A 25,679-nucleotide genomic window follows, 5' to 3' on the forward strand; every position below is an offset into this window, starting at 1 on the left:
CTCGAAAACCGGCGTTAACAGAGAGCCGTCGTACCTATTCTTGCGTACCTTTTTCGATTCATTGGGAAACAGCCTACCGTTTGATCGCTGGTTCTCTCGTAATCGGAGCTCAATCCCCCTCAAAATCTCAACTTCGCTCGTTGAGTCACTGCGAAGAAGGGGGTCGCCTCTCGCGCCTACATGCGAGACGGCCAATTCAATGAACGGATCAATACTAGTTCCGATGGGAACGAATTTCGCCTCGGTTACAGTGGCAATGACCACTCGTGGCCGCATTCTGCGCATTCGAAATCGACAATCGTCTCTCCATCTGAGACGTATTTTTTCATTTGTTCACCCCAGCCGTCGCTACATTCTGGACATCGCGCATTCATCCAATTGGAAACACGTTTGGGCCCAATCTCGATCAACCTGACACCAAATCACGTTGGAAGAAGCAAAAATGTCGGTGTACTGGTTATAGTTGTTCACTAGTTTCGGACACCAATCAGCTGTCTCACATTCTGAGAACACAACGCGAAATGACGGGGCGGCCGATGTGCATCGAGCGGTTCGGCGTCGCGGGCGCGGAGTCAGTTCGAGAGTACTGGTACCGATTCGGCGGCGCTGGCGACGATTCACGATCGTCGCCCGACGTCGCCAATCGGAACGGACGACTGCGATACGTTGCGGAACGGAGCGAGCGGGTCGTTCGAAAACGGTTATTCGCTGTCCGCGTCCGATCTCGATTCGGACGCGTCGACGATAGCGAGCCACAGTTCTTCGACTTCCTGGACGAACTCGAGGAAATCGTCGGCGCCCATCGGCTTCTGGACGAAGAAGTCGGCGTCGAGCCCGTTGGATTTCGCGATCTCGGTCCCCGTCTCCGACCCCGTCAACATGATGACAGGGACGTCGCGCAGAGACGGTTCCTCGTCTAATTCGGCGAGTACGTCTTCGCCGTTCTTGCCGGGAAGGCGCGGTTCGAGTAAAACCAGGTCGATTTGCGGCGCATCCGCATACTCGCCGCGTTGATGAAGAAAATCGAGGGCCTCCTCGCCGTTGGTGACGGAATAAAAGTCGTTCATGAACTTGGCGTTTCTGAGGTTTTCCTCGAAGAGGCGGGTGTCGCCCGGATTCGGTTCGATCAACAGAATGTCGATCGGATCGCCCCGGTTCTCGTCGTCGATCCGCTCGTCCGCTGCAGTCATTAGTTATCCATGTACCCGGCAGTTTAAAGCAGCAACTATATGCATCGAAGACGTCCGTTAATTCTGATCGATACGCCCGAGATGAACCCGCGATCGACAGATCTATACGGAGGTTTCGATCGTCGGTCACGTTGAATTCGAACGACGTACTGTCCCGTTGAATGTCGGCCGTCGGTCGACGAACTCGCTTTTACCCGGGCGTCTCGGACGAATCGTCGCATAATCGGTCCGGTTCGTCGGTCGAAGCGGGATTCGAGTTTGAGTCGTCCGTTACTTTGGAAAAGGTTGTCCCACCGCACGTACAGCCGTCCGGTTTCCCGATCGGAACGATGTCGCCGTCTCCGTGCTCGAGCGCCGCGTACACTGATCCACACTCCGCACACGCGGCAAGAAACCGCGCGTTCTCGTCGCTACCAGTCATCAGCGCAGCGAACGCAGGTTGTTTGAATAAGCGTGTTGTCACTCGGTGAGGAACAACAGCCGAGCCAACACCTACTCCGGAGATCGATCGACGCGGCGGCGTCCCGACCAAGCGACCCGTCTTCGGCGTCGACGATCCGACCGTGACAGAATTATGCGGTCGATCTGATCCGACTCGACGCCATCGGCCTCGATATCAGTCTCGTCGCGTACGTGTTGACGATAGTCGACGAGTTCGGGTGCCGATCGCGGCCGTACAGTCACGGATACCGAGGAGAAGTCCTTATAGCCCTGACCGCAATACGTACTGCGAATGACTTCATCTCCGCGATCGGGTGTGGACTCGGGGGTCCACGAACGCATCCGTCAGCAGGAGGTCGTCGCTGAACTCGGACAGCAGGCACTCCGGACTGACGACCTCGGTCAGCTGATGCACGACGCCACCGTCGCCGTCGCCGAGACGCTCGACAGCGAATACGCAACGGTGCTCGAGTTGTGTCCCAGCGGCGACGAGGTCGTTCTCAGACAGGGGGTCGGCTGGCGCGACGGACTCGCCGGCTCGGCGACGGTGCCGGCCGATCGGGACACGCACGCGGGATACACGCTCCGCTCCGAGCAGCCGATTATCGTCGACGATCTCCGGACGGAGGGGCGATTTTCCGGTTCCGAACTGCTCACCAGTCGCGGCGTCGTCAGCGGGATCAGCGTCGTCATCGGCTCCGTCGAGGAACCGTGTGGGGTCCTGGAAACGCACACGACCGACCGTCGAGAGTTCGACGAACACGACGCGAACTTCGTCCAGAGCATCGCGAACGTCCTCGCATCGGCGATCGAAAACGAAGTGGCACACAGCCGACTGCGAGAGATCCACGGTCGAATCACCAACGGAATCCTGGCGCTGAACGAGAACTGGGAGTTCACCCACGTCAATCAGCAGGCTGAGACGATCCTCGGCCGCAGTGCCGACGAGTTGCTGGGGACGAACATCTGGGAGACGTTCCCCGAGGTCACCGGCACTGAGTTCGAAGCGCGGTACCGCGAGGCGATGGCGAATCAGGAGTCCGTTTCGTTCGAAGCGTACTATCCCACGCTCGACACGTGGTTCGAGGAGCACGTCTACCCGTCCGAGACGGGTCTGTCGGTATACTTCCGGGACGTCACCGAGCAAAAGCAGATCGAGGCGGAACTCGAGGAGATTTACGGACGCATCTCGGACGCCTTCTTCGCGCTCGACGAGGAGTGGCGGTTCACTCACCTGAACGAACGCGCACACGAGTTGATCAACCCCAAGGGCCGGTCGCTGACCGGAAAGAACATGTGGACGGAGTTCCCCGACGCGGCCGAACGAAAGTTCAAATCCCAGTACGAGCGGGCGATGTACGAACAGGAAACCGTCTCCTTCGAGGAGTACTACCCTGAGCCGCTGAACACGTGGTTCGAAGTGCGAGCGTATCCCTCGGAGACCGGGCTGTCCGTCTACTTCAGGGACGTCTCCGATCGCAAGGAGCGTGAAGCCGAGCACGCGGCGATGGTCCGCGAGTTACAGGAGAGCGAAGAACGGTTGCGACTCGCGCTCAAAGCCGGCGAGATGGGCACGTGGGAACTCGATCTGCAAACCGAGAACGCGCCGATCCGGTCGCCGCAGCACGATCGGATCTTCGGGTACGAGGAGCCACTCGAGGACTGGAACTTCAAGACCTTCCTCGAGCACGTCCACCCGAACGATCGCGAGGAGGTGACGCGGCGATTCGAGGACGCGTTCGAGGCGGGAAAGTGGGAGTTCGAGTGCCGTATCAAGCGCGTCGACGGTGAACAGCGGGTGATCGCCGCCCAGGGGGAGTTCTACTTCGACAGCGAGGGTGAGCCGGTTCGCGCGGTGGGCGTGGTGCAGGACGTCACCGATCGGCACGAACGCGAACGGAAACTCGAACGACTCGTCGAACAGCTCGAGGAGTCCAACCAGCGCTTAGAGCAGTTCGCGTACGCCGCTTCCCACGACCTGCAGGAACCGTTGCGGATGGTTTCGAGCTACCTCCAGCTCCTGGAGCGACGGTACGCCGGCGAGCTCGACGAGGACGCTGAGGAGTTCCTCGAGTTTGCCGTCGACGGCGCCGATCGGATGCGCGAGATGATCGACGGCCTCCTCGAGTACTCGCGGGTCGACACGCAGGGCGATCCGTTCGAACCGGTCGACCTGGACGCGACGCTCGACGAGACGCTCGAAAACCTGCAAGTGAAGATCGAGGAGAACGAGGCCGAGATCACGGTCGAAGCGCTTCCTCGCGTCCACGGCGACGAGAGCCAACTGCAACAACTGTTCCAGAACCTCCTGTCGAACGCGCTCGAGTACAGCGGCGACGAGCCGCCTCGGATTCACGTCGAAGCCGATCGACGAGGGCCGAACTGGCGACTCTCGGTCCACGACGAGGGGATCGGGATCGATCCCGACGATCACGACCGGGTCTTCGAGGTGTTCCAGCGGCTCCACAGTCGCGAGGAGCACTCCGGGACCGGCATCGGATTAGCGCTCTGTCAGCGGATCGTCGAACGACACGGCGGACGCATCTGGGTCGAGTCGGAACCCGACGCGGGGACGACGTTCTCGTTCACGCTGCCGGCGATCGACTCATAGCCCGGACGGGCACTCGAAAAACGGTCCGCCGCGAGGCACGTCAAATCGGACGCTGGCGCCGGACCGGAGCGTCTCGGCGCCTGAGATGAACTCGAGTGTGGTCCCGGCGGCCGCTCAGTCGGTATCCTCGGTTTTGACGATCGCGAACCAGAACTCCTCGACCTCCCGGACGAACTCGATGAACTCCGCGGTCGTTACGGGTTTCCGAAGGTACTCGTCCGCCTCGATGCCGTGGGATCGTACGATCTCTTCGCCGGTGTCGGAACTGGTGAGGACGACGACGTGAACGTCGCGTAACGCGGGTTCGTTTTTCAGCTCGGAGAGCAGCTCCATCCCAGTTGTTCCGGGAAGCTTCGGTTCCAGTAGGATGATGTCCGGCCGTGGTGCGTCTTCGTAGTCGCCGTGCTGGGAGACGAACTCGAGCGCACGCTCGCCGTCGGAGACGGTATGAACGATATTCCTGAGCTTCGCGTCTCGAAAGGTCTCGGTGAAGAGGCGGCTGTCGCCGGGATTCGGTTCGACCAGCAGGATGTCGATCTCGTCTTCGGCACCGCCTTCGGTTGCATCGCCGGCGGAAGTCATACCCGTGTATGCAGCCGCACACGTAAAGCGACAACTCTCACGGCCCCGGTACAATCGGTTTTCGGGCCCGCCGCACCCGTCAGTCTCGGGACGGATACCGGACCGAGTTTGCCATCGGCTTTTTCGTCCCCTCCGTCGAACGGGGCGTCATGTCATGGGAGACAGTCCAGCTCGACTGGAACGATGCCGTTGCAACAGTGACCGTCGATCGCCCGGACGCGCTCAACGCGTTGAACGAGCCGACGCTGGAAGCGATGGCCGAGGCGATCGCTGAAGCGGAGGCAAAGGAGGCTCGCGCGCTCGTGCTTACCGGCGCGGGTGATTCGGCGTTCATCGCGGGTGCGGACATCGCCCACATGCAGGACCTGTCGGTCGCGGAGGCGCAGTCGTGGGGCGATCTCGGTCACGCGGTCGCCGACGCGCTCGAGTCGTTCCCCGCGCCGACGATCGCGGCGGTCAACGGCTACGCCTTCGGCGGCGGGTGCGAGATGGCGCTGGCCTGCGACCTTCGCGTGGCGAGCGAGTCGGCCGTGATCGGCAACACGGAGATCGACCTGGGGATCATTCCGGGCTGGGGCGCGACGCAGCGACTCCCGCGGCTCGTCGGCGCCGAGACTGCGAGGCGGATGATCTTCCTCGGCGAACGCCTCGACGCCGAGAGCGCCGCCGAGGCCGGCCTGTTCGGCGAGGTGGTTCCCGACGAGGAACTCGAGGACGTCGTCGACGAGCTAGCGTCCCGAATCGCCGCGAAGCCGTCGGTCGCGATGCGGACGGCCAAACAGTCGCTCAACTACTCGCACGAAGCGCCCCGGTCGGCCGCGCTGGAGTACGAAAAACGCGCGTTCGCCAGCCTCTTCGGGACGCACGACCAGCGCGAAGGGATGACGGCGTTCGTGGAGGATCGGGAGCCGGAATTCGAGTGACGGTGGGTGCAGTTCGCGATCGATACCCGTCTTCGGGAGCCCGAGACGAGGCGCCGATCGCCAGGGACGTCACTCGGAGATATCTTCCTGTTCGAGGACGCTGGCCTCGGCGACGACGAATTTCGCGAGGGATTGTTTCGTGTGGTCCTCCAGAAGATGGGCTTTCAGGCCCCGTCCGTGCCCGATTCCGGCGTGGCAGAGCGGGCATTCCGGCGGTGGTCGAGTCGCCATACGGACGACAGGATCCTGAACAGCAAAAGGGTACGGCCGGCATATTGGAACGCGGCGGCCGTCGGAACCGGTGATGATCCCGCCGAGGATCGGCCCGCCGCGATCCGATTTGGCACCGTAAGTGTCCCGTACCGGTGAGAGTCACGGAAAAGTGGTTGCGGGAAAGGCTACCGGAAACACAACCCGTCTATACGCCATTGTGGTGGAACCCGGTGATGACAACGGTCGTCGAACTCGAAGTTCCGGCGGATCGACTCGGTGCCGCTCGGGCGTTCGATCGGGTTCCGTCGTTCGAGCTGCGGATCGGCGGCATTATCGGCACGTCGCCGCCGCTCGTCTGGACGTCGGGACCCGATCGCCTGACGATCAAACGAGCGCTCGAGTCGGATCCGTCAGTCGAGGTGCTCGCGAGTCTGACCGACGGAACCGGGAGGGAGACGGACGACGACTGTTGGTTGTTCCAGCTCGAATTCGGCGACGACATGAAATTATTCCAGCAGATCGTCTCGGAGAGCGACGGTACTATTCTCGCGGCGCACGGGCAGGACGGGCGGTGGTCGCTGAAACTGCTCTTTACCGATCACAAGCGCGTCTCCGAGTGCCACGATCGGTTCGCCCAGTACGATTTCCGGGTCACCGTGACGCGAGTCAGCGGGACGAACGACATCACGAGCGCGCGGACGCCGCTGACGAGCACCCAGTACGAGGCGATCTACAAGGCCTACGAACTCGGCTACTTCGACGTTCCGCGGCGGATCACGCTGGAAGAACTCGCGGACGAACTGGACGTCTCCCACCAGGCGCTGTCGGAACGGCTCCGCCGAAGTCACGCGGCGCTGGTCGATGCGGAACTCTCGGCGGGAATGACGCCGCTCCAGTCGGACCCCTGAGAACGGGAGCTACGAACGAACGTCGTGCTCTCCGACGGAACTATCGCGATTACTTTGCCATTGGACGCCTCCCGCTACAAATAGTGGCCACGTGACCAGATGAACTCGCCTGTGGGCCGTATTATCACCAAGAAATAGTTTATATATACAATAGTATAGTAAATACGTCGGCTTTGCGCCGATTGTGGCGAACCTCTTCCGACCGCCCCTGTATGCCGGTGAAGCGCTCGCACCCGACTCCCGCTGACGGTCATTCGTAGCTGTGTGGCTGCTCCGTTCGGGATCGGGCCACCGTTCTATCAGCACCGTCCCGTTTCGAGAATCCCTGTAGCGGCCGCTCGATCGTCAGTCGGCGCGGGGCGTCCGATCTGTCGGCCCCGTCTCGCGATCGAGGACCCGGTGGGCGTAAAAGACCACCGAGAAGTCCTGCGGGCTCGGAATCGCACAGGCGAGCCAGCCGATCGCAGCCGCGGTGAGGACGGGCTGTGCGGTCGTTAGGTAACCGCCGACGCCGAGTCCGAGCACGGGAACTGTGAGGAGAAGCGGGGCGAGGGCGGTAACGCGGAGGACCCAGGGCGGCTCCCTGCCCGTCGGATGGGGCCGAACGACCGCCCAAGGGCAGCTGGCGAGGAGTCCGACGAAGCCGTCGGAGCGGCGAGGAAAATACACGATGGTGTGCTCGACGCCGGCGAGTCGCAGAAGGAGGGCGTGTGACCACTCGTGGGCCACCAGTCCCGCGACGACGGCGACGGCGAGTACGCATCCAGCAACTACCACATCCATCCCGATCATCTCGCGAGGGGGACGTCCGCCCGTTCGAGACGATCACCGTCGTTCCGCTGTAGTCGAGGGCATCCCACGCACTCGATGCGAGCGCGGCCAGCCGCAAGGTCGATCGGGTTCACTGATCATCGCATTAAGTTCGCCGCCGCGAGGTGGGCTAGAGGTTAAGTATTGTGGGGTGGTACCCCGTGTCATGACTTTCAGCGAATCTCTCGAGTTCGGTCACGCGGATCGCAAGGCGATCTACGAGCACGTCGAACGCCACGGCGCCGTCGACCCCAACGACGTCCGGGATCGACTCGGAATCGATCCGAGCGGGTTCCGCCACCACGTGGCGATCCTCAAGCGCGACGGGCGGCTCGAGGAGACCGATGGACGGCTTCGCGTGACGATCGAGGCGGGAGCCGAAGAGGAGTATGTCTCGGAGGACCTCGAGTTCCACATCCGGCCGGCCAGACAGGAGGACCTCTCGGGGATCGTCGGCGCGATCCGGCAGGTCGCCGAGGAGCGAACTTACATCGAAGCGGAGAGCGTCGCCGACGAGGTCGATCACGAGGAAACGCTGCTCCGACACAACGAACTCGAGTCGCGGATGTTCTTCGTCGCGACCGTCGACGACGAGGTGGTCGGCTGGGTCCACCTCCACGCGCCCGAACTGGAGAAACTCTCGCACACCGCCGAACTCACGGTAGGCGTCGTCGAAGGCTATCGGGGTCACGGCATCGGTTCGCACCTCCTCTCGCGAGGGCTCGAGTGGGCGGGCTCGAACGGCTATGAAAAGGTCTACCAGAGCGTCCCCTCGACGAACGACGACGCGATCGCGTTCCTCGAAGCGCACGACTGGGAGACCGAAGCGGTCCGCGAGGATCACTACAAACTCAACGGCGACTACGTCGACGAAGTGATGATGGCGGTCGAACTGTAAATCGCCGCGACCGGATCGCGGCCGTCGATCGACGACCGACTCGACGAGCCGGCGATCGGACTCCGCTACTCGGCGTCGCCGGACTCGAGGCTGCACGCGCGATCGAGCGGAAGCCGTACGCCGATGCGATCGCGTGGCACCGACGCGATCGTGTGGAACCGACGCCAGCCATGCGGTCGGCGTGAAAAGAGCGCGGGACGTCGCTGCGCTGTGCGAACCGTCCGGACCGGCCTAACCGCTCGTTACGTCGGGCTTTCTTCGGATTCGGCGATCTCGAACAGGTTCCCGTAGCCTTCATCGTCCGGTAGCTGATCTTTCACGTCCCGGAGGGCGCCTTCCGTGACGGCTTCCTCGACGATGTCCATGACCGTCTGCGCGTGGAACGCGGCTTCTGCCGGGTCCTCCTCGCCGACCCTCTCGCGTTCGGCGACCCGATCGACGAACTCGTCGAAGTCGAACCGTTCGACGTCGTCGACCTCCTCTAGGAAGCGACCGAGTTCCTCGGGGAGTTGCGCGCCGAGGTTCTCCGCCTGCCCCGGATCGATGCGTTCGGAGAGCGTCGTCAACGTCGCCCGTGAGACGCTCAAGGCGGCCTCCCGGGAGTCGAGCTGTGCGCGGTGCTGTACCTCTCCGATGAAGTCAGCGTACTCCATATCCGCCAGTTCCGCCGCCGATGGGATGAGACTGAACCCTTCAGTTGAAGGGCTGTTCGTCGATATCAACTGATGGCGTCCCGATCGAATTGGCCTGCAAGTTACTCACTATGGCACTGCAAACATCGCGAAAGCCCCGAGTCGCTGGCCTCGGGAGACTCGTTGTGCGCTTCCCTCACTCCGTTCGGAAAGTGCTTACGTCGTCCGCCTTCGCCCAGCGACTCGCTCCTTCCAGTCCCACCCGCGGTGGCAAGGCCGATCGGCCGTCACGGGTGGTACTTTCGTGGTGTTCTCGATCGAATCAGTCTCGAAAACGCGTACGCAGTCCGCTTTGATACGTAGGAACCGAAAGACAATTTGATTGGACGACGCTACGAGAGGGCATGCTCTCGATCGCGCTTGCCGGAAAGCCGAACGCCGGCAAGTCCACGTTTTACACGGCGACGACCATGGCGGACGTCGACGTCGCCAACTATCCGTTCACGACGATCGACGCCAACCGGGGGGTGAGCTACGTCCGGACCGAGTGCCCCTGCCTCGACCGCGACGAGCGCTGCAACGCCGACAACTGCGAGGACGGCAAGCGCTACGTCCCGATCGAACTGATCGACGTCGCGGGACTGGTTCCCGGCGCCCACGAGGGGAAGGGCCTGGGCAACCAGTTCCTCGACGAACTGACGAACGCGGACGTGATCGTCAACGTGATCGACGCCTCCGGCGGGACGAACGAGAAGGGCGAACCCGTCGACATCGGCGCCCACGATCCGATGGAGGACATCGACTTCGTCGAGGAGGAGATGGACCTCTGGCTCGCGGGGATCGTCGATCGCAACTGGGAGTCGATCGAACGCAAGTCCCGGTCGCCGGATTTCGACATCGACGACGCCCTCTCGGAGATGCTCTCCGGCTTCGGCGCCTCGCCGACCCAGATCGCGACCGTCCTCCGCGACCTCGACTACCCCGAGGACCCGATCCAGTGGGAGGACGAGCACCGCGAGGCGCTCGCGCGGGACGTTCGCCGGCGCACCAAACCGATCGTCGTCGCGGCGAACAAGATCGACGTCGCGCCCGCGGAGAACGTCGAACAACTGCTCGACCTCGACAAGCCCGTCATCCCGACCACTGCCGAGGGCGAACTCGCGCTCAGACGCGCGGCGGACAACGGCCTCGTCGAGTACGATCCCGGCGACGAGACGATCGAGATCGGCGACGGCGTCAGCGACGCCCAGCGCGAGGCCCTGGAGGGGCTGGCCGAGACGATGGCCGAGTACGGCGGCACGGGCGTCCAGTCGGCGCTCGATTACGCCGTCTACGACCTGCTCGATCACCTCACCGCCTACCCGGTCGAGGACGCCTCGAAGTGGTCCGACGGCAGCGGCAATATCCTGCCGGACGCGTTCCTGCTCCCGCGGGGCTCGACGCCCGTCGACCTCGCGTACTCGGTCCACTCCGACATCGGCGACGGCTACCTCCACGCGGTCGACGCCCGATCGAATCGGGAGGTCAGCGACAGCTACGAACTCGAGGAGGGAGACGTGATCAAGATCGTCTCGACGAACTAACATCGGTCGAAGAGGTCGAGCAGTTGGCGGCCCGTGGCGTCGGGATCAGGGAGCACCCGATCACGAGTTCGTCGAGACGGGCGAGCCGCTTCCGGACCGTGGACGAGCCGATCGGAGACAGGTGTCGTCTCGTCCTGCGCGGGGCGTCACTCGCGCGTCGTGCTGACGACGAGTCTGCCGTCGGTTGCGATCGTCACACGAAGGTGCTGTACCTCGAACGAGAGTTCGATCGGCGTGGATCGGCCGCTCCCGATTATCGCGTCGAGCGCCTCGGGATCGACGTAATCGTACAGCGCGGTGCCGAGCTCGTCCCGGAGCGCCAGTAGCGTCGTGTCTTCGACGATCGCGAGCGCCTCGAGGACGGCGTGACTCGGCGCCGTCGTCGACCAGTCGCGGCGGAACTGCACCGTTCGACGCGCGCTGTTTGATTCGCTCCGATCGGCGGTTTCCATGGCACCTCGTTACACGAACCCTTACAAAAGTCTGTTGTAATAGTTCATCCAGGATATCCGTACATTCTCGTCCGAGAACTGAACTCCGAATCGCCGATCGATCGTACAGCGCGACGATCGCCCGTCAGCCGATCGACGCGAGCGGTTCGAACCACACGGCGGCGACCAAGACGGCGAGAAAGACGTACGAGCCGCGAATGAGCAGCATCGTCGCGATCTCCGGTCCCGCCCGACGAGCGGCGATCGCGACCGCGCCGAACGCGAGCGCCGCGAGCACGGCCGTCGGCGGGAACACCCTGGCGACGGCGAACGCGACGACGATCAGCAGAGCCGTCGCCATGAGCCCGTACGCGACCGAGTAGGCCCGTCCGGGACCGACGGCCACGGCGACCGTTCGTTTCCGGATCGATCGATCGTAGTCGTAATCCTGCGCGTCGTCGATCACTTTGATTCCCGAGAGGAGCACGAGGAAGACGACCGCGAACCCGAGCGGAACGGGCGCGATCGTTTCGGCCTGCACGTAGAAGCCGCCGAGCAGCGACAGCGCGATCCCGAGGGGGTAGCCGATCGTCGCGGTCACCGGGTTCGTATCGAGTTGCGGCGCGTGGAGGTAGGCGATCGCCCACGTCGGGAGCGCGAGCGCGACGGCGATCGGGCCGACGAGGACGAACAGCAGGGCGCAACAGCAGGCGAACGCGGCCGTCGAGAGCGCGAGCCCGACGCGACAGCCCCGCGCGGTCAGCGGGTGATCGTCGTCCTCGCCGCGATCGTAGAAGTCGACGTAGCCGTCCTTGAGGTGGGCCGTGTACACGGCCGCGAACATCGCGGCGACGTGGACCGTCGCGACGGTCGGATCGAACGCGTCCGCGAGAATCGCGCCGAACAGGGACGCGGCCAGCGGCGGCAGCATGAACACGGGATGGACCTGCGACCAGTACGCCAGCGCCGTCGCCCCGGCACCGGTCCCGCGTCTCGCGAGGGACATAGTGCGAGTGACGACGGACCGAAATATAATACCCCGGCCGCGTTCGCACCGGTCGGATCCGACGGCCGACGCGCGTCCCATCGATCGACGTCTCCGCCCCGACGATCGGCCGTCCCGCCGACTTCCGAAACACACAGTTTGATGGGGTGTGCCGTGCCACCAGCGATCATGACGGGAAACTACACCGGAGCCGACCTCTTCGTCGACGCGCTCGAATCCTACGGCATCGACTACGTGTTCGGCAATCCGGGGACCACGGAGCTTCCGATCGTGGATGCGATCGGCGAGAGCGACCTCGAGTACGTGCTCGGACTCCACGAGGACGTCGCGGTCGGGATGGCCTCAGGGTACGCCCAGACGCGGCGGTACCACGCCCACCACGACGACTCGATCACGCCCGTGGGGGTGGCGAACCTCCACATCGCGCCGGGGCTCGCGCACGGACTCGGTAACCTCTATGCGGCGTCGATCACCGGCGCGCCGGTGGTCGTTACCGCGGGCAACCACAGCACCGACTTCCGCCACGAGGAGCCCATTCTGAGCGGGAATCTCGTCGACATGGCCGAGCGATTCTGCAAGTGGTCCGACGAGGTGCTCGACGTCGACGCGCTCCCGACGATGCTCCGGCGCGCGTTCCGGGTCGCGATGACGCCGCCGACGGGCCCCGTCTTCCTCGCGCTGCCGCTCGACGCGATGCTGGCCGAAACCGACGCCGAACCCGAACGGCTGGGCGCGATTCCGAACGCGGGCAGCGGCGACCCCGCGCAGATCGATCGGGCCGCGGACCTGCTCGTCGAGGCCGAGAACCCGACGATGGTCGTCGGCGACCACGTCGCCCGATCGGGCGAGGACGCGGTCGCCGCGGCGGTCGAACTCGCCGAATCGATGGGAGCCCGCGTCCACGGCGAGATCCTGGCCTGCGAGATCGACTTTCCGACCGATCACGAGCAGTGGGTCTCCTACATCCCGCCGGACGAGAACCTCGCGTCGACGCTGATGGACGCCGATACGCTCCTGTTCGTCGGCTGTTCGACGAACACGACGCTGACCCGCCACGAGGAGGCGCTGGTCGATCCCGAGACGACCTGCATCCACGTCGGCGACGACGCCTGGCAGGTCGGTAAGAACCAGCCGGCCGACGCGGCAGTCGTCGGGGATCCCGGGCTCGTCATGCAGGAGTTGATCGAACGCGTTCGGAAGCGACTCTCCGAGGACGTCGTCGAGGAGCGCTTGGAGTACGTGGACGCCATCAAGCAGATGGTCGAGGCGACGGTCGCGCAGATGGGCGAGGACGAGGCCCCTGACGATCCGCGCGCCTCGAAGGCCCAGCTGGTCGACGCGATGGAGCGCGTCGCCGGTGATGCCTACATCGTCGACGAAGGGGTCACCTCGAAGTACGCGATGCTGACCCGGTGGGAGTTCGCCCCCGAACAGTACATCTCGAACAAGGGCGGCGGACTCGGCTACGGCCTTCCGGCGGCGATCGGCGCGGCCGTCGCCGAAGGCCAGCGGGACGATCCGCGGGACGTCGTCGGCTTCGTCGGCGACGGCTCGTACCTGTACTACCCCCACGCGATCTACAGCGCGGTCCGCCACGACCTCGACCTCAGCGTCGTCGTCCCCGACAACCGCAACTACCGCATCCTGAAGGATAACACGCTGAAACTCATGGGCGGCGAGGAGGACGACTACGACTTCGTCGGAATGGACTTCGAGCCCCCGATCGACCTCGTCGCGAACGCCGAGAGCCACGGCGCCGGCGCGGAACTCGTCGAAACGCCCGACGCGATCGAGGACGCCCTCGAACGGGCGCTCGCGACCGACGGACCGACCGTGCTAGACGTGCTGGTCCACGACTGACGCGTCAGCCCTCGTCTTCGGGCGGACGAATCCGGCCGCCGCCCACCGTTTCCGGGAAGATTTTTCCGGGATTGAGCGTGTCCGTCGGGTCGAGCGCGCGCTTGACCCGGCGCATCGCCTCGACCGCGCCCTCGCCGTGTTCGGCCGCGAGGTACTCGCGTTTGCCGTGGCCGATCCCGTGTTCGCCGGTGGCCGTCCCGCCGAGGTCGATCGCCCGCTCGACGATCTCGCGGTACAGCCGCTCGCCCCGCTCGACCGTCGCCTCGTCGTCCCGATCGACGAGGACGGTGTAGTGAAGGTTGCCGTCGCCCGCGTGACCGAAGCAGGGCACGAGGAGGTCGTACTCCTCGGCGAGCCGTTTCGTCTCGTGGACGATATCGGGATACGAACTGATCGGCACCGTCACGTCGCCGGGGTGGAGCGGCTTGCGGTCGGGATCGTACGTCGCGACCGCGTACGCGAGTTCTCGACGGGCCCGCCAGAGGTCGTCCATCTCGGCGTCGTCGCTACTCATCTCGAAGCGGGTGGCGTCGTGGTCTTCGAAGATCGTTCGACAGAGGTCGATCTCCTCCTCGATACCGTGTTCGGCGTGGAACTCGAGGAAGACCATCGGCGCGTCCGGGAGGTCGGTGTCGAGGTAGGCGTTGGCCATCCGCGCGCTCAGTCCGTCGACGAGTTCGATCCGCGCGACGTCGACGCCCGTTCGAACCGCGTCGGAGACGGCCTCGGTCGCGTCGTCGAGGGTCTCGAAAATCGCTCGCCCGCCGCGGATCTGTCGGGGTCGGCCCGCGAGTTGTAGCGTCGCCCGCGTGACGACGGCGAGCGTCCCCTCGCTGCCGACGACGAGTTCGGTCAGGTTGTACCCGCTCGAGGTTTTGATCGCCTGCGATCCCGTCTCGATCACCGTGCCGTCCGCGAGGACGGCCTCCAGGCCGAGCACCCAGTCGGCGATCTCGCCGTACTTCACGGTCTGCATCCCGCTCGCGTCCGTCGCGATCATCCCGCCGATCGTCGAGATGTCCCCCGACGACGGCAGCGGCGGGAAGAACAGGCCGTCCCCGGCGACGTGCTCGTCCACCGCCGACCCGATAATCCCGGGGCCGACGTCGATCTGGAAGTCGTCGGGACGGTAGTCGAGCACCTCGTCCATCCGCGTGAGATCGAGACTGATCCCGCGGCGAGCGGGAACGGCGTTCCCTTCAAGTCCGGTCCCCGCGGCGTAGGGCGTGACCGGCACCCCGCGTTCGGTCGCCGCCGCGAGAATCGCCGAGACGTCGTCGGTGGACTCGGGATAGACGACGGCGTCGGGAACCACGCCGCGATCCTGCTGTTCCGCTCCCCAGTCGGCGGCGTGCGATTCCCTGTGCCCCTCCGCGAACGAGACTTGGCCGTCCGCGAGGCCGAGCGCCTCGAGAAACGAACAGTCGTGTGCCATACGCGAACGTCGATCAGGCGTCGTATCAACGTTTCCCACCGGTTCGTCGCGACACCCGGTGCCGATCGCCGCGGCGCTCGAAGGACTCGATCGGCCCGTCCCGAAACCGTCTCGGCGATCGCGTCCATGGATGCAGCCGTGACCGAGACCCCGGCTGACGATCGCGACGACGCCCTCGCGCGGCGGGTCCGCGATCTCCACGAGCACCTCGCGGCCACCGCCGAGTTGCCGATCGATCGGACGACCAACCGCTGGCTGGGCGAGGCCGAGGCCGTGGCTCGCGACGCCGCGACGACCGACCTCGATCGCGAAACGACGAAGAAACGCGTCCGGCAGATACGGCACCTGCTCGCCGAGGCCGGCGACCCGGATCACGAGGAGGCATCGAAACACGTCGAGACCGCGCGGGAACGCTGTGCCGATATTCTCGACTCGTAGGTGTCGAACCCTCGTCGGTGTCGAGAGCCGCCATTCGGAGCGATGACTCGATCGAGTCGAACGCCGAATGTTAAGGTGATCGATCGCGCGATGACAGATGATGATGGTTTGCGACCTGAAGCCGGCGAGGAGGGGAGTCGCGTGAACGCCGAACTCGACCTGCTGGTGCGGCTCACCGACTACGATCGACCGCAGGACGTCGCCGATCGGGCCGTCCAGGCCGAATCGCTGGGGTTCGATCGCATCTCCACGGGCGAGACGACGGGGTGGAACATCGTCCCGCCGCTGACGCTCGCCGCCGATCGGACCGAGGAGCTCGGGATCTCGAACGACGTGCTCTCGCCGTTCGGTCGTTCGCCGGCGCTGCTCGCCCAGACCGCGCTCGCGCTGCACGATGTCTCCGGCGGCCGGTTTCGGCTCGGCCTCGGCCCGAGCTCGCCCGCGATCACCGAGCGCTGGCACGGCGAGGCGTTCGATCGGCCGCTGCGGCGCACCCGCGAGGCGATCGAGGTGATACGGGCCGTCTACGAAGAGGGGAATCCGGCGTACGAGGGCGAGATCTTCGAGATATCGGGATTGAACTACGAGCGCGAGCCGCCCGAATCGCCGCCGCCGATCGACCTCGGGACGCTCGGCCCAAAGGCGACCGAGATGGCCGGCCGGTTCGGCGACGGCTGGGCGCCGCAACTGTTCACGAAGGACGGCCTCGAAGACCGACTGGCGGATCTGGAACGCGGCACCGAACTTGCCGACAGGGACCGCTCGGATCTGCGCGTGAGTCCGATCGTCCGCGGGATCGCCTCGGAGGACCGCGACCGCGCCCGGAAGTTGGCTCGCGGAACGATCGCGTTCATGCTCGGTGCGTACGGCCCCTACTACGGGGATTCGGTGGCCGAACAGGGTTATCCCGACGTCGTCGCCGATATCAGGGACGCTTGGGCGGATCGCGACACGGCGGAGATGGCCGCCCGACTGCCCGACGAGGTGCTCGACGAGCTGGCCCCGGCCGGGACCCCCGAGGAAGTTCGCGAGTGGGTCGCGGAGTACGCCGCGATCGAGGGCGTCGACGCAGTTCGCTTCGGCTTCGTCGACGGGATGACCGAGGCGGACAAGACCGCGACGATGGAGGCCCTGGCCGAACTGCGGTAGTTCGACGGTCGATCGCCGCGAACGCCGTTCGACCCGTTCGACTCACTCCGCGAGTTCGCGTTCCTCGAGCGGACGCGCCTCGGTCCAGTAGCGTTCGTGCAGATCCTCGGCCCACGATCGGACCTGCCCGTCGTCCGTCTCGAGCGACGCCTGGAGCATCCCGTTGTCGTCCCGGACGAGCAACGCGACGACGCCGTCGGTCACGGTGATCGCGAGCGGGACGTCGCCGTCGGCGATCCGGATCTCGGCGTTTTCCGCCGCCACGAGGTCGCGAAGGCGCTTCCGAAGCACCGCGTCTTCGGCGACGGGTTCGATCGCGCTCGCCGAGAAGACCCCCTCGAACGTGCCGCCGGCCTCGACGGTCCGCTCTCGGACGACCTCCAGCGTGCGCTCGTTGAACGCGTGGGAGACGACCCGCACCCGATCGGCCTGCCGGACGAGTTCGGTTACTCGCTGGACGGGGGCGCTTGGCCGCGTCTGGCTCGGGACGGTGATCGTGGCGCTGTGAAGGCGGCGAAGGTCGAACGTCATCGTCTCGGTCGGCAACCACCGGACGACGCCCCGCAGTTCGAGTTCCGTCTCGACGATGTCGCGAAGGTCCGTGATCCCCTCGGCGACCAGGCGACCCGTCGCGGTCGCCGCGTACCCGTCGGCCGTGCGTACGACCCAGTTTCGATCGGCGAAGTCTTGGAGGATCCGGCCAAGGGTCGGCTGTGACGCGCCCGTTCGCTCCTGTAAGTCCCGGCGCGTCCGCGGCTGATCGCGAACCGCGTTCAGCACCTCGATGCGATTCGCGGAGCGCGCGAGAAACTCGATCTCCTCGAGAGCACGGTCCATACGCGTGCCTGTTCCCGAACCGAGATAGGGGTTTCGGGTTGTGAATAATTTTCACGTCGTGAATGACCGACACCGGCGGAAAGGTCGACGGGGCGAGAAAAGCCGACACGGCGAACAATACTTTCTTTCTGTGAAAATTTTACTGAATTATCTTATGTGGACGGGGCGCCTCTCGTCTAGTATGACCCGAGAACGATACTCGACCGTCCGTCCGCGTTCCCGGGTGGCGGTCCCGACGGGAGCACCTTCGACGCCGGAGGTGTCGGCCTGATGGACCGCCGAGCGATCGCCTTCTTCGTCCTCGCCAGCCTCTTCTTCGGCGGGACGTTCGTCGCCGCGAAGGCCGGCCTGGAGTACTTCAGTCCGCTGCTGTTCGTCGCCATTCGGTTCGACGTCGCGGCGATCGTGCTCCTCGGCTACGTCCTCGTCACCCACTCGCGGGAGGAGCTCCTCCCCACCACGCGTGGCGACCTCGTCGGCATCTTCGCGACCGGCGCCCTCGTCATCGGGCTGACGAACGCGCTCCTGTTCGTCGGGCAGCAGTACGCGACCAGCGCCGTCGCTGCGATCGTCTTCAGTCTCAACCCGATCCTGACGCCGGTGTTCGCCGCCGTCCTCCTCTCGGACGAGCGACTGTCGCTTCGTGGCGCCGTCGCGATGGGCCTCGGACTCGTCGGCGTCGCGCTCGTCGTCGGGCCCGATACCGCGACGCTGCTTGGCGGCGACGCGCTCGGCCGCGCGATCCTGTTCGCGGGTACCGTCAGCGCCTCCCTCGGCGCAGTGCTCATTCGTCGGGCTGACGCGCCCCTCTCCAGTACGGTTCGCATCGCATGGGGGTTGCCCCTCGCGGCGATTCTCTGTCACGGGTTCGCCCGGGCCGCCGGCGAGACGACCGCTGCGATCGCGTGGACGCCCGCGGCGCTCGTCGCCCTCGGCTACGTGAGCATCGTCGCCGGCGTGTTCGCCTACATCGCCTACTTCGCCCTCCTCGACGAGGCCGGAGCTATCCGATCGAGCCTGCTCTTCTACGTCGTCCCGGTCGTCTCGACCGTGGGCGGGTGGGCGATCCTCGGCGAGCGCATCGAACTCGTGACGGTCGCCGGATTCTTGACCATTTTCGCCGGATTCGCGGTGCTTGGGAGCGCGTCGATCGATCTCGACGACCTCGACGTTCGATCGAAACTCCCCGGCGTACCGACGACCTCGCCGGCCGCCGAGGATCGATCCGCGTGCGAGGAACCGCAGGGGTTCAGATCGGACTGAACGGCCGGTTTCCGGCGCCGGTTTCGATCGATCTCCGGCGAGATTTCAATCGACGTCCGCCGAGGGATCGGGCGAGTCGGCCCCGCCGTCGGCGGGGATCGGCGTCGCCACGGCGACCAGGACGAGAGCGATACTCACGAACGCACCGCCGAGGACGCCGAGTAACGCGATCGGCGACGTCAGATCCGCGAGATACCCCGCCAACGGCTTCAGCGGCGCGCGGACGAGCGCGTACCCCATCGACGCCGTACTGAGCAGGGTCGCTCGTCCGACCGACTCGATCCGACCGTTGAGGTACTGATTCACGAGCGGCTCGTACAGGGCGCCGGCCCCTTTCATCGCGAAGAACACCGGAATCGCCACCAGCGGCGTGATCCCCGCCGCCAGAAACAGCGTCGCCGTCGCGACGGGAACCGCCAGCAGCGCCGTCCGAAGTCCGAACAGCGTTCGAATCGTCTCCGCGTGATAGCTCGCGACCGCTGCTAGCACGGCGAACCCCGCGTAGATCACCCCCAGCATCGCCGCTTCGGGGATCGCTCCGCCGATCGGAGCCGCGACGTCGATCGCGTCGAGCGCGGAAACGGTGATCGGTTGCACGTACGTGTCGGCGACGTTGACGATCGCGAAGAACAGCGCGACGAACGGGACGAACGTCCGGAGCGAGGGCCGCGAGAACTGCGTGCGGAGCAGCGCGAGCGATCCGCGAACGCCGGTCCCGGCTTCGCCGGCGATCGAGCCTTCGTATCGGCCGTTCTTCGGCATGGAGAGCACGACAACGACGCCCGCACCGTGAAGGACGGCCGAAGCGATGAACGGATACGTCGGATGCGCCGCGTACAGGAATCCGCCCGCGATCATCGTCACCGCCGAAACCCAGTGGTGTACCGAACCGCCCCTGCCGCGGACGCGCGTGAACGACCGCTCGTCCATTCGATCTCGGAGCGTCTCGTAGAGCCACGCGTCCGACGTCCCCGACCGAACCGACAGCGCGATCGACCAGATCGCGTACAGGACGACGAAGCCGGCGAAGGAGTCGACGAAAACGAATCCGCCGATCGAAACGGCCATCGCGGTCATTCCGAGCGCGAGGGCGTTCCGGCGACCGAACCGATCCGCCACGTACCCCGTCGGCACCTCGAACGCGACGACGAGGACGGCCGAAACCGCGCCGAGCGTCCCGATCTGCGTGAACGCGAGATCGTTCCACAGCAGGAACAGTGTGAACACGGGCCAGATGAAGCCGACCGAATCGGTCGCCCGGTACAGATAGTAGGAGCGAACCGCCGTCGATCGAGGAGCCTGCCGGGACATCTCTCGTTTCTCTCGTCGTCGTGGCGCCTCGCGATAACGTCTCGCTGATCGTCATTTTTGTAGACGGGATGATGATTTCGGGCGGGGATGGCGGCTGTTCGGTCGATCGGCGACCGATTCTGTGCCAATATCTCTCCTGGAATTCATCAACATTCGTGATGTATAACTACGAGATACTACTCTTGTGGGCATCGCCCACGCAAGGCATATGTGTGCTTCTATCGTTCTGCCAGGTGATGACGGCAGGATACTACAACTGCATTGAGTGTGGATCAAAGATGAATTACCAGACGACGAAACATAACGGCTGCCGGAACTGTGGGTTCCTCCCCCACCACAGTGCCGACTGAATCGTCCCTCGAAGTCCGCCGAATCGTCGCGTGATTGCGCCGGTCAGGTCGCCCCTTCGTCGCGTACCGATCGCCACAGAGCGCCCGATCATCCGACCCAGTCTCGTCACGGGGTTCTTACCGAACCGCTCGCGTCGCCCCGTCGATGATCTCGAGCGCTTCTTTCAGCTCCTCGGTGCTCGTCGCGTACGAGAGCCGGGCGTACCCCTCGCCGTTCGCGCCGAAGGCGTCTCCGGGGACGACGATGACGTTCCGATCGAGCACTTCCTCGCACCAGCCGTCGGGAACCTTCGGCATGACGTAGAACGCGCCCTGGGGAGTCGGCACGTCGAGGCCGGCGTCCTCGAGTCCGTCGAGGACGACGTCGCGGCGTCGTTCGAAGGCGTCGACCATCTCCCGGACCGGTTCCTGGGGCCCCGTCAGCGCCGCCTCGGCGGCGTACTGGGCGGGCGCGGAGGCGCAGGCCTGGGCGTACTGGTGGACCCGGAGCATGCGCTCGATCCGGCGGTTCGAGCCGACGACCCAACCGAGTCGCCAGCCGGTCATCGAGTAGGTCTTGGAACATGCGCTCACGACGACGACGTTGTCGGTCTCGGCGAACTCCAGGGGCGAGCGGTGCTCGCCCTCGAAGACGATGTGTTCGTACACCTCGTCGGAGAGACAGAGGACGTCGTGCTCGTCGGCGATGCGGGCGAACTCGCGCACGTCGTCCTCGTGCTGGACGGCGCCGGTCGGGTTCGCGGGGCTGTTGACGACGAACAGCGCCGTGTCGTCGGTGATGGCTTCCTCGACCGTCGCGGGGTCCAGCGTCAGATCGTCGCGCAGCGGGACGGGTTTCGGCGTTCCGCCCGCGATCCGCGTCAGGGCGTCGTAGGAGACGAAGCCGGGATCGGGGAAGATCACCTCCTGGCCCGGATCGACGTGGGCCTCGATCGCCAGGTGCAGCGCTTCGCTCCCGCCCGAGGTGGCGATCACGTCCGCCGGATCGACCGCGACGCCGTAGTCGCGGTCGTACTTCGCGCTGATCGCCTCCCGAAGCGTTAGGGTCCCCTTGTTCGATGTGTAGGCGTCGGTCCGTTCGCTCTCGATCGCCTCGATCGCGCCCCGGCGGGCGTGTTGGGGCGTCGGAAAGTCGGGTTGTCCGATTCCGAGGTTGATCGCGTCCTCGTCCGCGGCTTCGAACACTTCGCGGATGCCGCTGATCGACACCTGCTCGACCCGACGTGAAAATTCCGTCATGCATAACAGGGTGGCGCGGATCCCGATAACTCTTGATGTCCCGGTACCGCGATCCCCTCCGCACCGTCGGCGACTTTCGCCAACGTGTTGATCATTCTGCCAAAACGGATATACCGGTTCGCTGGCTTCTCCCTTCGTAATGAGGACTTCTCGCCGATCGCTACTAGCCGCAGGGGGAACTGGGGCACTCGCACTGACTGCCGGCTGTCTGGATTTCGTGCTCGGCAACGGCCCGCTCGAGTTCGACGCCGAGCGCGCCGCACCGACGCCAGCGGCGCTCGAGGATACCGAGTACGAGGAGCGCGAGGTCGAGACCGGCGCGATCGACGAGACCGTCGAGGTCGGTGTCGAACGGGAGGTTCGGGCGAGCTACTGGGCGTCTTCGTACGCGAAGGCGATCGAATACGAGGGCGAAGCTCGCGAGGCGGGCGTGTTCGCCGCCGTGTCGCTCCCGGAGATCGCCGTCGCCGACCGCTCGTTCAATCCGATCGACGACATGTCGAACGAGGAGCTACTCACGGAGTTCTTCGACCGGGTGGACGGCGGGGCAGCGATCGAGAACGTTCGACACGACGACTCGTTCACGCTCGAGATCCTCGAGGGGACGCGCGACGTCGCCGTCTTCGTCGGCGAAACGGACTTCGCCGGCGAGCGGGTCGACGTCGAACTCCAGCTGGCGACGTTCGATCACGAGGACGACAGCATCGTGTTGCTCGGGAGCTACCCCGAACTGTTCGTCGAGGAATCGGCGGCGATCGAGGTGTTGATGGAGTCCGTCGAGCATCCGGTCTGAGCAGCGCGTCGATCGCCGGCGCCGAGATCGAGCGTTCGGACGCCTCCCTGTGATCGGGTTCGAATCTGACGGCCGCCGGGCCGTTCGCTATCCGGATCGAACTCGAAACCGCCGATCGAAAAACGGACCGCGTCAGTAGAACTCGCGAACCAGGTCCATCGCGTCCTCGGGGGCGTCCTCCGGGATGTCGGACATGTTCTCCGTGACGCCGTGGAGTTCGTGGTACGGGACCGACTCGTCGTCCTGGTACATCACGCCCTGGTACTCCTTCTCGCTGTCGAGGATGACCTTCTCGGCGGCCTTGTAGTCGTTCGGGTCGTGATCCTCGTCCTCCTGAAGGTCGACCAGGTTGTCGCGGAAGTAGTCGTAGGTGTCGACGTCGTTGAAGGTGACGCAGGGGCTGAAGACGTTGACGAAGCCGAAGCCGTCGTGTTCGATCGCCTGCTGGACGATCTCCTGGTGGCGCAGCGCGTCCGAGGCGAACGACTGGGCGATGAAGGTCGCCCCGGAGGCGAGCGCGAGCGCGAGCGGGTTGACCGGCGGCTGCTTCGGCCCTTCGGGGGTCGTCGAGGTCTCGAAGTCCGATCGCGAGGTCGGCGAGGCCTGCCCCTTGGTCAGCCCGTAGATGCGGTTGTCCATGACGACGTAGGACATGTCGACGTTGCGGCGGACGGCGTGGACGAAGTGGCCGGCGCCGATCGAGTAGCCGTCGCCGTCGCCGCCGGCGACCATGACCTCGATGTCGGGACGGGCCATCTTGACGCCGGTGCCGACCGGGAGCGCGCGGCCGTGGACCCCGTGCAGCGCGTAGCTGTGCATGTAGGTCCCGATCTTGCCGGAACAGCCGATCCCGGCGACGACGAACGTGTTGTCGGGGTCGTTGCCGGTTTCGGCTAAGGCTTTCATCATGCCGTTCATCGTCCCGAAGTCGCCGCAGCCGGGACACCACGTCGGTTGCTTGTCGGATTTGAAGTCGGTGAATCGAACGTCTGAGCTCATTAGGCAGGCACCTCTGCTGCGAGTTGTTCGGTGATCTCTTCGGCGAGTTCGTCCGCCTTGAAGCGGACGCCGGTATACTTGTTGATGCGCTTGACGCGGGTAAGGGTGTCGTGCTCGAGGAGGTCCGCGAACTGACCGGTCGCGTTACACTCGACGACGATCACGTCCGCCGCGGCCTCGATCTCCTCGCTCAAGTCCGGTCGCGGGAAGATGTACGGCACCGAGATCACGCGGACGTCGACGCCCTCGTCCTCGAGGTAGCCGAGGGCTTCGACGAGCGCGCCCTCGTTCGATCCCCACGAGACGACGAGGTTCTCCGCGTCGGGATCGCCGAACTCGCGGTAGTCCCATTCCTCTCGCTCCTGGGCGGTCTCGACCTTGCGGTAGCGCTTGTCGACCTGCTGGACGCGCTCGCCCTGGTCCTCGGTCCGGCGGCCCAGTTCGTCGTGCTCGAGCCCGGTCGACATGTGCGCGCCGTCGATCGTGCCGGGGATCGCGCGCGGGCTGACCCCGTCGTCGGTGACGGCGTGGGCGCGGAATCGGCCCTGCTCGTCGAGCCACTCGTCGACCTCGTCCTGATCGACGAGTTTGCCGCGATCGATCTCGACCGCGTCCATGTCGAACTCCTCCGGCGGGAACGTCTGCTCGGTGACGGACATCGCGAGGTCGGAGACGAGGAAGACCGGCGTCTGGTACTTCTCGGCTAGGTTGAACGCCTCGATGGTCTTCCAGAAGCACTCGGTGATCGAGGTCGGAGCGACGACGAACCGCGGAACCTCGCCGTGGCCGCCGTACAGCGTTAGGTTGAGGTCGCCTTGCTCTTGCTTCGTCGGCATCCCCGTCGAGGGGCCGGAGCGCTGGACGTCGCAGATGACCAGCGGCGTCTCGCTGGTCGCGACCAGGCCGAACGTCTCGGTCATGAGGTCGATCCCCGCGCCGGACGTGGCGGTCATCGATCGAGCCCCGGCGCGTGCGGCGCCGAGGGACATGTTGATCGCCGAGAGTTCGTCTTCGGCCTGGACGACGTGGCCGCCGTAGTCCTCGAGCCGTCCGGTCAGGTACTCCATGATCGACGTCGCGGGCGTGATGGGGTAGCCGGCGTAGAACCGACAGCCCGCGGCGATCGCACCCATGCCGATCGCCTCGTTGCCGTTCAGCAGGACGTAATCGTTATCGGTCGTCTCGAGGTTGTAGCCGAGGTGGTCGAGGTCGTAGTTCTCCTCGACGTGCTCCTGGCCGAGACGGGCGGCTTCCTTGTTGTTCTCGACGATCTTCGAGCCCTTGCCGCCGAAGCGCTTCTCCAGGGCCTCGTCCAGGTACTCGACGTCGAAGCCGGTGATCGCGCAGGCCGCGCCGAGCGCGACGATGTTGCGCATGATCGCGCCGCCGGCGTCCTCGGCGAGCGATTTCAGCGGGACGTCGACCGCCGTCATCTCGTCAGGGATCTCGGCCTCCCAGGAGCGCTCGCCGTCGTAGATGATCGCGCTCCCCTCGTGGAGTTCGTCGAGATTTTCGTCGATCGTCCGCTGTGTCAGGGCGACGAGGATGTCCAGCCGATCGACGACGCTCTGGACGTCGTCGACCGAGGTCCGGATCTTGTATGCGGTGTACCCGCCCCTGATGCGCGATGCGAAGTCTTTCGACGTGTAGACGTGCCGTCCGGCTCGGGACAGTGCCTGAGCGAAAATCTTTCCGGTGGAGTCGATTCCGTCTCCGGCCTCGCCTCCGATCGCCCAGTTGAGATCCTCAGCCATGTTAGGGCGGAACTTGCCTTCCA

General features: G+C 65.1%; 24 protein-coding genes. 10 read left to right on the forward strand and 14 right to left on the reverse strand.

Going from position 1 to position 25,679, the window contains the following annotated elements; genetic code table 11:
* Nucleotides 1–701: 701 nt before the first annotated feature.
* Both MUH00_RS17455 and MUH00_RS17460 read right to left on the reverse strand, forming a co-directional pair.
* Complete coding sequence (locus MUH00_RS17455) at nucleotides 702–1,190, reverse strand: response regulator (RefSeq protein WP_247000774.1); 489 nt, start codon at nucleotides 1,188–1,190, stop codon at nucleotides 702–704.
* Nucleotides 1,191–1,380: 190 nt separating this feature from the next.
* Nucleotides 1,381–1,611 carry a hypothetical protein gene (locus MUH00_RS17460; protein ID WP_247000776.1) on the reverse strand — a complete coding sequence of 77 codons (231 nt, stop codon included), beginning with the start codon at nucleotides 1,609–1,611 and terminating at the stop codon, nucleotides 1,381–1,383.
* A gap of 312 nt (nucleotides 1,612–1,923) precedes the next feature.
* Between MUH00_RS17460 and MUH00_RS17465 the strand changes: the two genes are divergently transcribed.
* Nucleotides 1,924–4,242 (forward strand): ATP-binding protein, encoded by a 2,319-nt coding sequence (locus MUH00_RS17465; protein ID WP_247000778.1) that lies wholly within the window; start codon nucleotides 1,924–1,926, stop codon nucleotides 4,240–4,242.
* Between the two features lie 114 nt (nucleotides 4,243–4,356).
* On the opposite strand, the gene MUH00_RS17470 is transcribed toward MUH00_RS17465, so the two are convergent.
* On the reverse strand, nucleotides 4,357–4,824 hold the full coding sequence (locus tag MUH00_RS17470) for a response regulator (protein ID WP_247000780.1): 468 nt from the start codon (nucleotides 4,822–4,824) through the stop codon (nucleotides 4,357–4,359).
* Nucleotides 4,825–4,973: 149 nt separating this feature from the next.
* Between MUH00_RS17470 and MUH00_RS17475 the strand changes: the two genes are divergently transcribed.
* A complete protein-coding gene (locus MUH00_RS17475) occupies nucleotides 4,974–5,747 on the forward strand; it encodes an enoyl-CoA hydratase/isomerase family protein (protein ID WP_247000781.1) in 774 nt (257 codons plus the stop codon).
* A 69-nt stretch (nucleotides 5,748–5,816) separates the two neighbouring features.
* Here MUH00_RS17475 and MUH00_RS17480 read toward each other — a convergent pair whose 3' ends face one another.
* Nucleotides 5,817–5,978: a hypothetical protein gene (locus MUH00_RS17480; protein ID WP_247000783.1), complete on the reverse strand. Its 162-nt coding sequence runs from the start codon at nucleotides 5,976–5,978 to the stop codon at nucleotides 5,817–5,819.
* 215 nt (nucleotides 5,979–6,193) lie between these two features.
* Here MUH00_RS17480 and MUH00_RS17485 point away from each other — a divergent pair, with 215 nt between their 5' ends.
* Complete coding sequence (locus MUH00_RS17485; protein WP_247000785.1) at nucleotides 6,194–6,868, forward strand: helix-turn-helix domain-containing protein; 675 nt, start codon at nucleotides 6,194–6,196, stop codon at nucleotides 6,866–6,868.
* A 345-nt stretch (nucleotides 6,869–7,213) separates the two neighbouring features.
* Here MUH00_RS17485 and MUH00_RS17490 read toward each other — a convergent pair whose 3' ends face one another.
* Nucleotides 7,214–7,660, reverse strand: a complete 447-nt coding sequence (locus tag MUH00_RS17490) for a hypothetical protein (protein ID WP_247000787.1) — start codon at nucleotides 7,658–7,660, stop codon at nucleotides 7,214–7,216.
* Between the two features lie 184 nt (nucleotides 7,661–7,844).
* Here MUH00_RS17490 and MUH00_RS17495 point away from each other — a divergent pair, with 184 nt between their 5' ends.
* Nucleotides 7,845–8,576 carry a GNAT family N-acetyltransferase gene (locus tag MUH00_RS17495; protein WP_247000789.1) on the forward strand — a complete coding sequence of 244 codons (732 nt, stop codon included), beginning with the start codon at nucleotides 7,845–7,847 and terminating at the stop codon, nucleotides 8,574–8,576.
* A gap of 242 nt (nucleotides 8,577–8,818) precedes the next feature.
* Here the strand turns inward: MUH00_RS17495 and MUH00_RS17500 are convergent, their stop codons facing one another.
* Nucleotides 8,819–9,229 (reverse strand): DUF2267 domain-containing protein, encoded by a 411-nt coding sequence (locus MUH00_RS17500; protein ID WP_247000791.1) that lies wholly within the window; start codon nucleotides 9,227–9,229, stop codon nucleotides 8,819–8,821.
* 383 nt (nucleotides 9,230–9,612) lie between these two features.
* Between MUH00_RS17500 and MUH00_RS17505 the strand changes: the two genes are divergently transcribed.
* Nucleotides 9,613–10,791: a redox-regulated ATPase YchF gene (locus tag MUH00_RS17505; RefSeq protein WP_247000793.1), complete on the forward strand. Its 1,179-nt coding sequence runs from the start codon at nucleotides 9,613–9,615 to the stop codon at nucleotides 10,789–10,791.
* Between the two features lie 146 nt (nucleotides 10,792–10,937).
* Here the strand turns inward: MUH00_RS17505 and MUH00_RS17510 are convergent, their stop codons facing one another.
* Nucleotides 10,938–11,243: a HalOD1 output domain-containing protein gene (locus MUH00_RS17510; protein ID WP_247000795.1), complete on the reverse strand. Its 306-nt coding sequence runs from the start codon at nucleotides 11,241–11,243 to the stop codon at nucleotides 10,938–10,940.
* Nucleotides 11,244–11,367: 124 nt separating this feature from the next.
* A complete protein-coding gene (locus MUH00_RS17515; RefSeq protein WP_247000797.1) occupies nucleotides 11,368–12,228 on the reverse strand; it encodes a UbiA family prenyltransferase in 861 nt (286 codons plus the stop codon).
* Nucleotides 12,229–12,396: 168 nt separating this feature from the next.
* On the opposite strand from MUH00_RS17515, the gene MUH00_RS17520 reads away from it, so the two are divergent.
* Complete coding sequence (locus tag MUH00_RS17520) at nucleotides 12,397–14,088, forward strand: thiamine pyrophosphate-binding protein (protein WP_247000799.1); 1,692 nt, start codon at nucleotides 12,397–12,399, stop codon at nucleotides 14,086–14,088.
* A gap of 4 nt (nucleotides 14,089–14,092) precedes the next feature.
* Here the strand turns inward: MUH00_RS17520 and MUH00_RS17525 are convergent, their stop codons facing one another.
* Nucleotides 14,093–15,523, reverse strand: a complete 1,431-nt coding sequence (locus tag MUH00_RS17525; protein ID WP_247000801.1) for an FAD-binding oxidoreductase — start codon at nucleotides 15,521–15,523, stop codon at nucleotides 14,093–14,095.
* A gap of 138 nt (nucleotides 15,524–15,661) precedes the next feature.
* Between MUH00_RS17525 and MUH00_RS17530 the strand changes: the two genes are divergently transcribed.
* A complete protein-coding gene (locus MUH00_RS17530; RefSeq protein ID WP_247000803.1) occupies nucleotides 15,662–15,961 on the forward strand; it encodes a DUF8152 family protein in 300 nt (99 codons plus the stop codon).
* Nucleotides 15,962–16,102: 141 nt separating this feature from the next.
* Complete coding sequence (locus MUH00_RS17535) at nucleotides 16,103–17,110, forward strand: TIGR04024 family LLM class F420-dependent oxidoreductase (RefSeq protein ID WP_247004004.1); 1,008 nt, start codon at nucleotides 16,103–16,105, stop codon at nucleotides 17,108–17,110.
* 42 nt (nucleotides 17,111–17,152) lie between these two features.
* Here the strand turns inward: MUH00_RS17535 and MUH00_RS17540 are convergent, their stop codons facing one another.
* On the reverse strand, nucleotides 17,153–17,947 hold the full coding sequence (locus MUH00_RS17540) for a helix-turn-helix transcriptional regulator (protein ID WP_247000805.1): 795 nt from the start codon (nucleotides 17,945–17,947) through the stop codon (nucleotides 17,153–17,155).
* Nucleotides 17,948–18,217: 270 nt separating this feature from the next.
* Here MUH00_RS17540 and MUH00_RS17545 point away from each other — a divergent pair, with 270 nt between their 5' ends.
* On the forward strand, nucleotides 18,218–19,210 hold the full coding sequence (locus tag MUH00_RS17545) for a DMT family transporter (RefSeq protein WP_425603022.1): 993 nt from the start codon (nucleotides 18,218–18,220) through the stop codon (nucleotides 19,208–19,210).
* 45 nt (nucleotides 19,211–19,255) lie between these two features.
* On the opposite strand, the gene MUH00_RS17550 is transcribed toward MUH00_RS17545, so the two are convergent.
* A complete protein-coding gene (locus MUH00_RS17550; protein WP_247000807.1) occupies nucleotides 19,256–20,521 on the reverse strand; it encodes an MFS transporter in 1,266 nt (421 codons plus the stop codon).
* Nucleotides 20,522–20,988: 467 nt separating this feature from the next.
* Complete coding sequence (locus MUH00_RS17555) at nucleotides 20,989–22,110, reverse strand: pyridoxal phosphate-dependent aminotransferase (protein WP_247000809.1); 1,122 nt, start codon at nucleotides 22,108–22,110, stop codon at nucleotides 20,989–20,991.
* 139 nt (nucleotides 22,111–22,249) lie between these two features.
* Between MUH00_RS17555 and MUH00_RS17560 the strand changes: the two genes are divergently transcribed.
* Nucleotides 22,250–22,903, forward strand: a complete 654-nt coding sequence (locus tag MUH00_RS17560) for a DUF6517 family protein (protein ID WP_247000811.1) — start codon at nucleotides 22,250–22,252, stop codon at nucleotides 22,901–22,903.
* A gap of 132 nt (nucleotides 22,904–23,035) precedes the next feature.
* Here the strand turns inward: MUH00_RS17560 and MUH00_RS17565 are convergent, their stop codons facing one another.
* Together MUH00_RS17565 and MUH00_RS17570 are read right to left on the reverse strand one after the other, a co-directional pair.
* Entirely contained in the window at nucleotides 23,036–23,902 is an 867-nt protein-coding gene (locus MUH00_RS17565) for a 2-oxoacid:ferredoxin oxidoreductase subunit beta (protein WP_247000813.1), read from the reverse strand.
* Nucleotides 23,902–25,656 carry a 2-oxoacid:acceptor oxidoreductase subunit alpha gene (locus MUH00_RS17570; protein WP_247000815.1) on the reverse strand — a complete coding sequence of 585 codons (1,755 nt, stop codon included), beginning with the start codon at nucleotides 25,654–25,656 and terminating at the stop codon, nucleotides 23,902–23,904. Before MUH00_RS17570 ends, MUH00_RS17565 begins: the two co-directional genes overlap by 1 nt.
* Between the last annotated feature and the right edge of the window lie 23 nt (nucleotides 25,657–25,679).

It is taken from the genome of Halosolutus gelatinilyticus (assembly GCF_023028105.1).
GTDB classification, from domain to species: Archaea; Halobacteriota; Halobacteria; order Halobacteriales; family Natrialbaceae; genus Halosolutus; species Halosolutus gelatinilyticus.

Bases quoted from the DNA above. Each gene is read 5' to 3' on its own strand.
- MUH00_RS17455 (WP_247000774.1), bottom strand. From the start codon at position 1,190: ATGACTGCAGCGGACGAGCGGATCGACGACGAGAACCGGGGCGATCCG.
- MUH00_RS17460 (WP_247000776.1), bottom strand. From the start codon at position 1,611: ATGACTGGTAGCGACGAGAACGCGCGGTTTCTTGCCGCGTGTGCGGAG.
- MUH00_RS17465 (WP_247000778.1), top strand. From the start codon at position 1,924: ATGACTTCATCTCCGCGATCGGGTGTGGACTCGGGGGTCCACGAACGC.
- MUH00_RS17470 (WP_247000780.1), bottom strand. From the start codon at position 4,824: ATGACTTCCGCCGGCGATGCAACCGAAGGCGGTGCCGAAGACGAGATC.
- MUH00_RS17475 (WP_247000781.1), top strand. From the start codon at position 4,974: ATGTCATGGGAGACAGTCCAGCTCGACTGGAACGATGCCGTTGCAACA.
- MUH00_RS17480 (WP_247000783.1), bottom strand. From the start codon at position 5,978: ATGGCGACTCGACCACCGCCGGAATGCCCGCTCTGCCACGCCGGAATC.
- MUH00_RS17485 (WP_247000785.1), top strand. From the start codon at position 6,194: ATGACAACGGTCGTCGAACTCGAAGTTCCGGCGGATCGACTCGGTGCC.
- MUH00_RS17490 (WP_247000787.1), bottom strand. From the start codon at position 7,660: ATGATCGGGATGGATGTGGTAGTTGCTGGATGCGTACTCGCCGTCGCC.
- MUH00_RS17495 (WP_247000789.1), top strand. From the start codon at position 7,845: ATGACTTTCAGCGAATCTCTCGAGTTCGGTCACGCGGATCGCAAGGCG.
- MUH00_RS17500 (WP_247000791.1), bottom strand. From the start codon at position 9,229: ATGGAGTACGCTGACTTCATCGGAGAGGTACAGCACCGCGCACAGCTC.
- MUH00_RS17505 (WP_247000793.1), top strand. From the start codon at position 9,613: ATGCTCTCGATCGCGCTTGCCGGAAAGCCGAACGCCGGCAAGTCCACG.
- MUH00_RS17510 (WP_247000795.1), bottom strand. From the start codon at position 11,243: ATGGAAACCGCCGATCGGAGCGAATCAAACAGCGCGCGTCGAACGGTG.
- MUH00_RS17515 (WP_247000797.1), bottom strand. From the start codon at position 12,228: ATGTCCCTCGCGAGACGCGGGACCGGTGCCGGGGCGACGGCGCTGGCG.
- MUH00_RS17520 (WP_247000799.1), top strand. From the start codon at position 12,397: ATGACGGGAAACTACACCGGAGCCGACCTCTTCGTCGACGCGCTCGAA.
- MUH00_RS17525 (WP_247000801.1), bottom strand. From the start codon at position 15,523: ATGGCACACGACTGTTCGTTTCTCGAGGCGCTCGGCCTCGCGGACGGC.
- MUH00_RS17540 (WP_247000805.1), bottom strand. From the start codon at position 17,947: ATGGACCGTGCTCTCGAGGAGATCGAGTTTCTCGCGCGCTCCGCGAAT.
- MUH00_RS17545 (WP_425603022.1), top strand. From the start codon at position 18,218: ATGGACCGCCGAGCGATCGCCTTCTTCGTCCTCGCCAGCCTCTTCTTC.
- MUH00_RS17550 (WP_247000807.1), bottom strand. From the start codon at position 20,521: ATGTCCCGGCAGGCTCCTCGATCGACGGCGGTTCGCTCCTACTATCTG.
- MUH00_RS17555 (WP_247000809.1), bottom strand. From the start codon at position 22,110: ATGACGGAATTTTCACGTCGGGTCGAGCAGGTGTCGATCAGCGGCATC.
- MUH00_RS17560 (WP_247000811.1), top strand. From the start codon at position 22,250: ATGAGGACTTCTCGCCGATCGCTACTAGCCGCAGGGGGAACTGGGGCA.
- MUH00_RS17565 (WP_247000813.1), bottom strand. From the start codon at position 23,902: ATGAGCTCAGACGTTCGATTCACCGACTTCAAATCCGACAAGCAACCG.
- MUH00_RS17570 (WP_247000815.1), bottom strand. From the start codon at position 25,656: ATGGCTGAGGATCTCAACTGGGCGATCGGAGGCGAGGCCGGAGACGGA.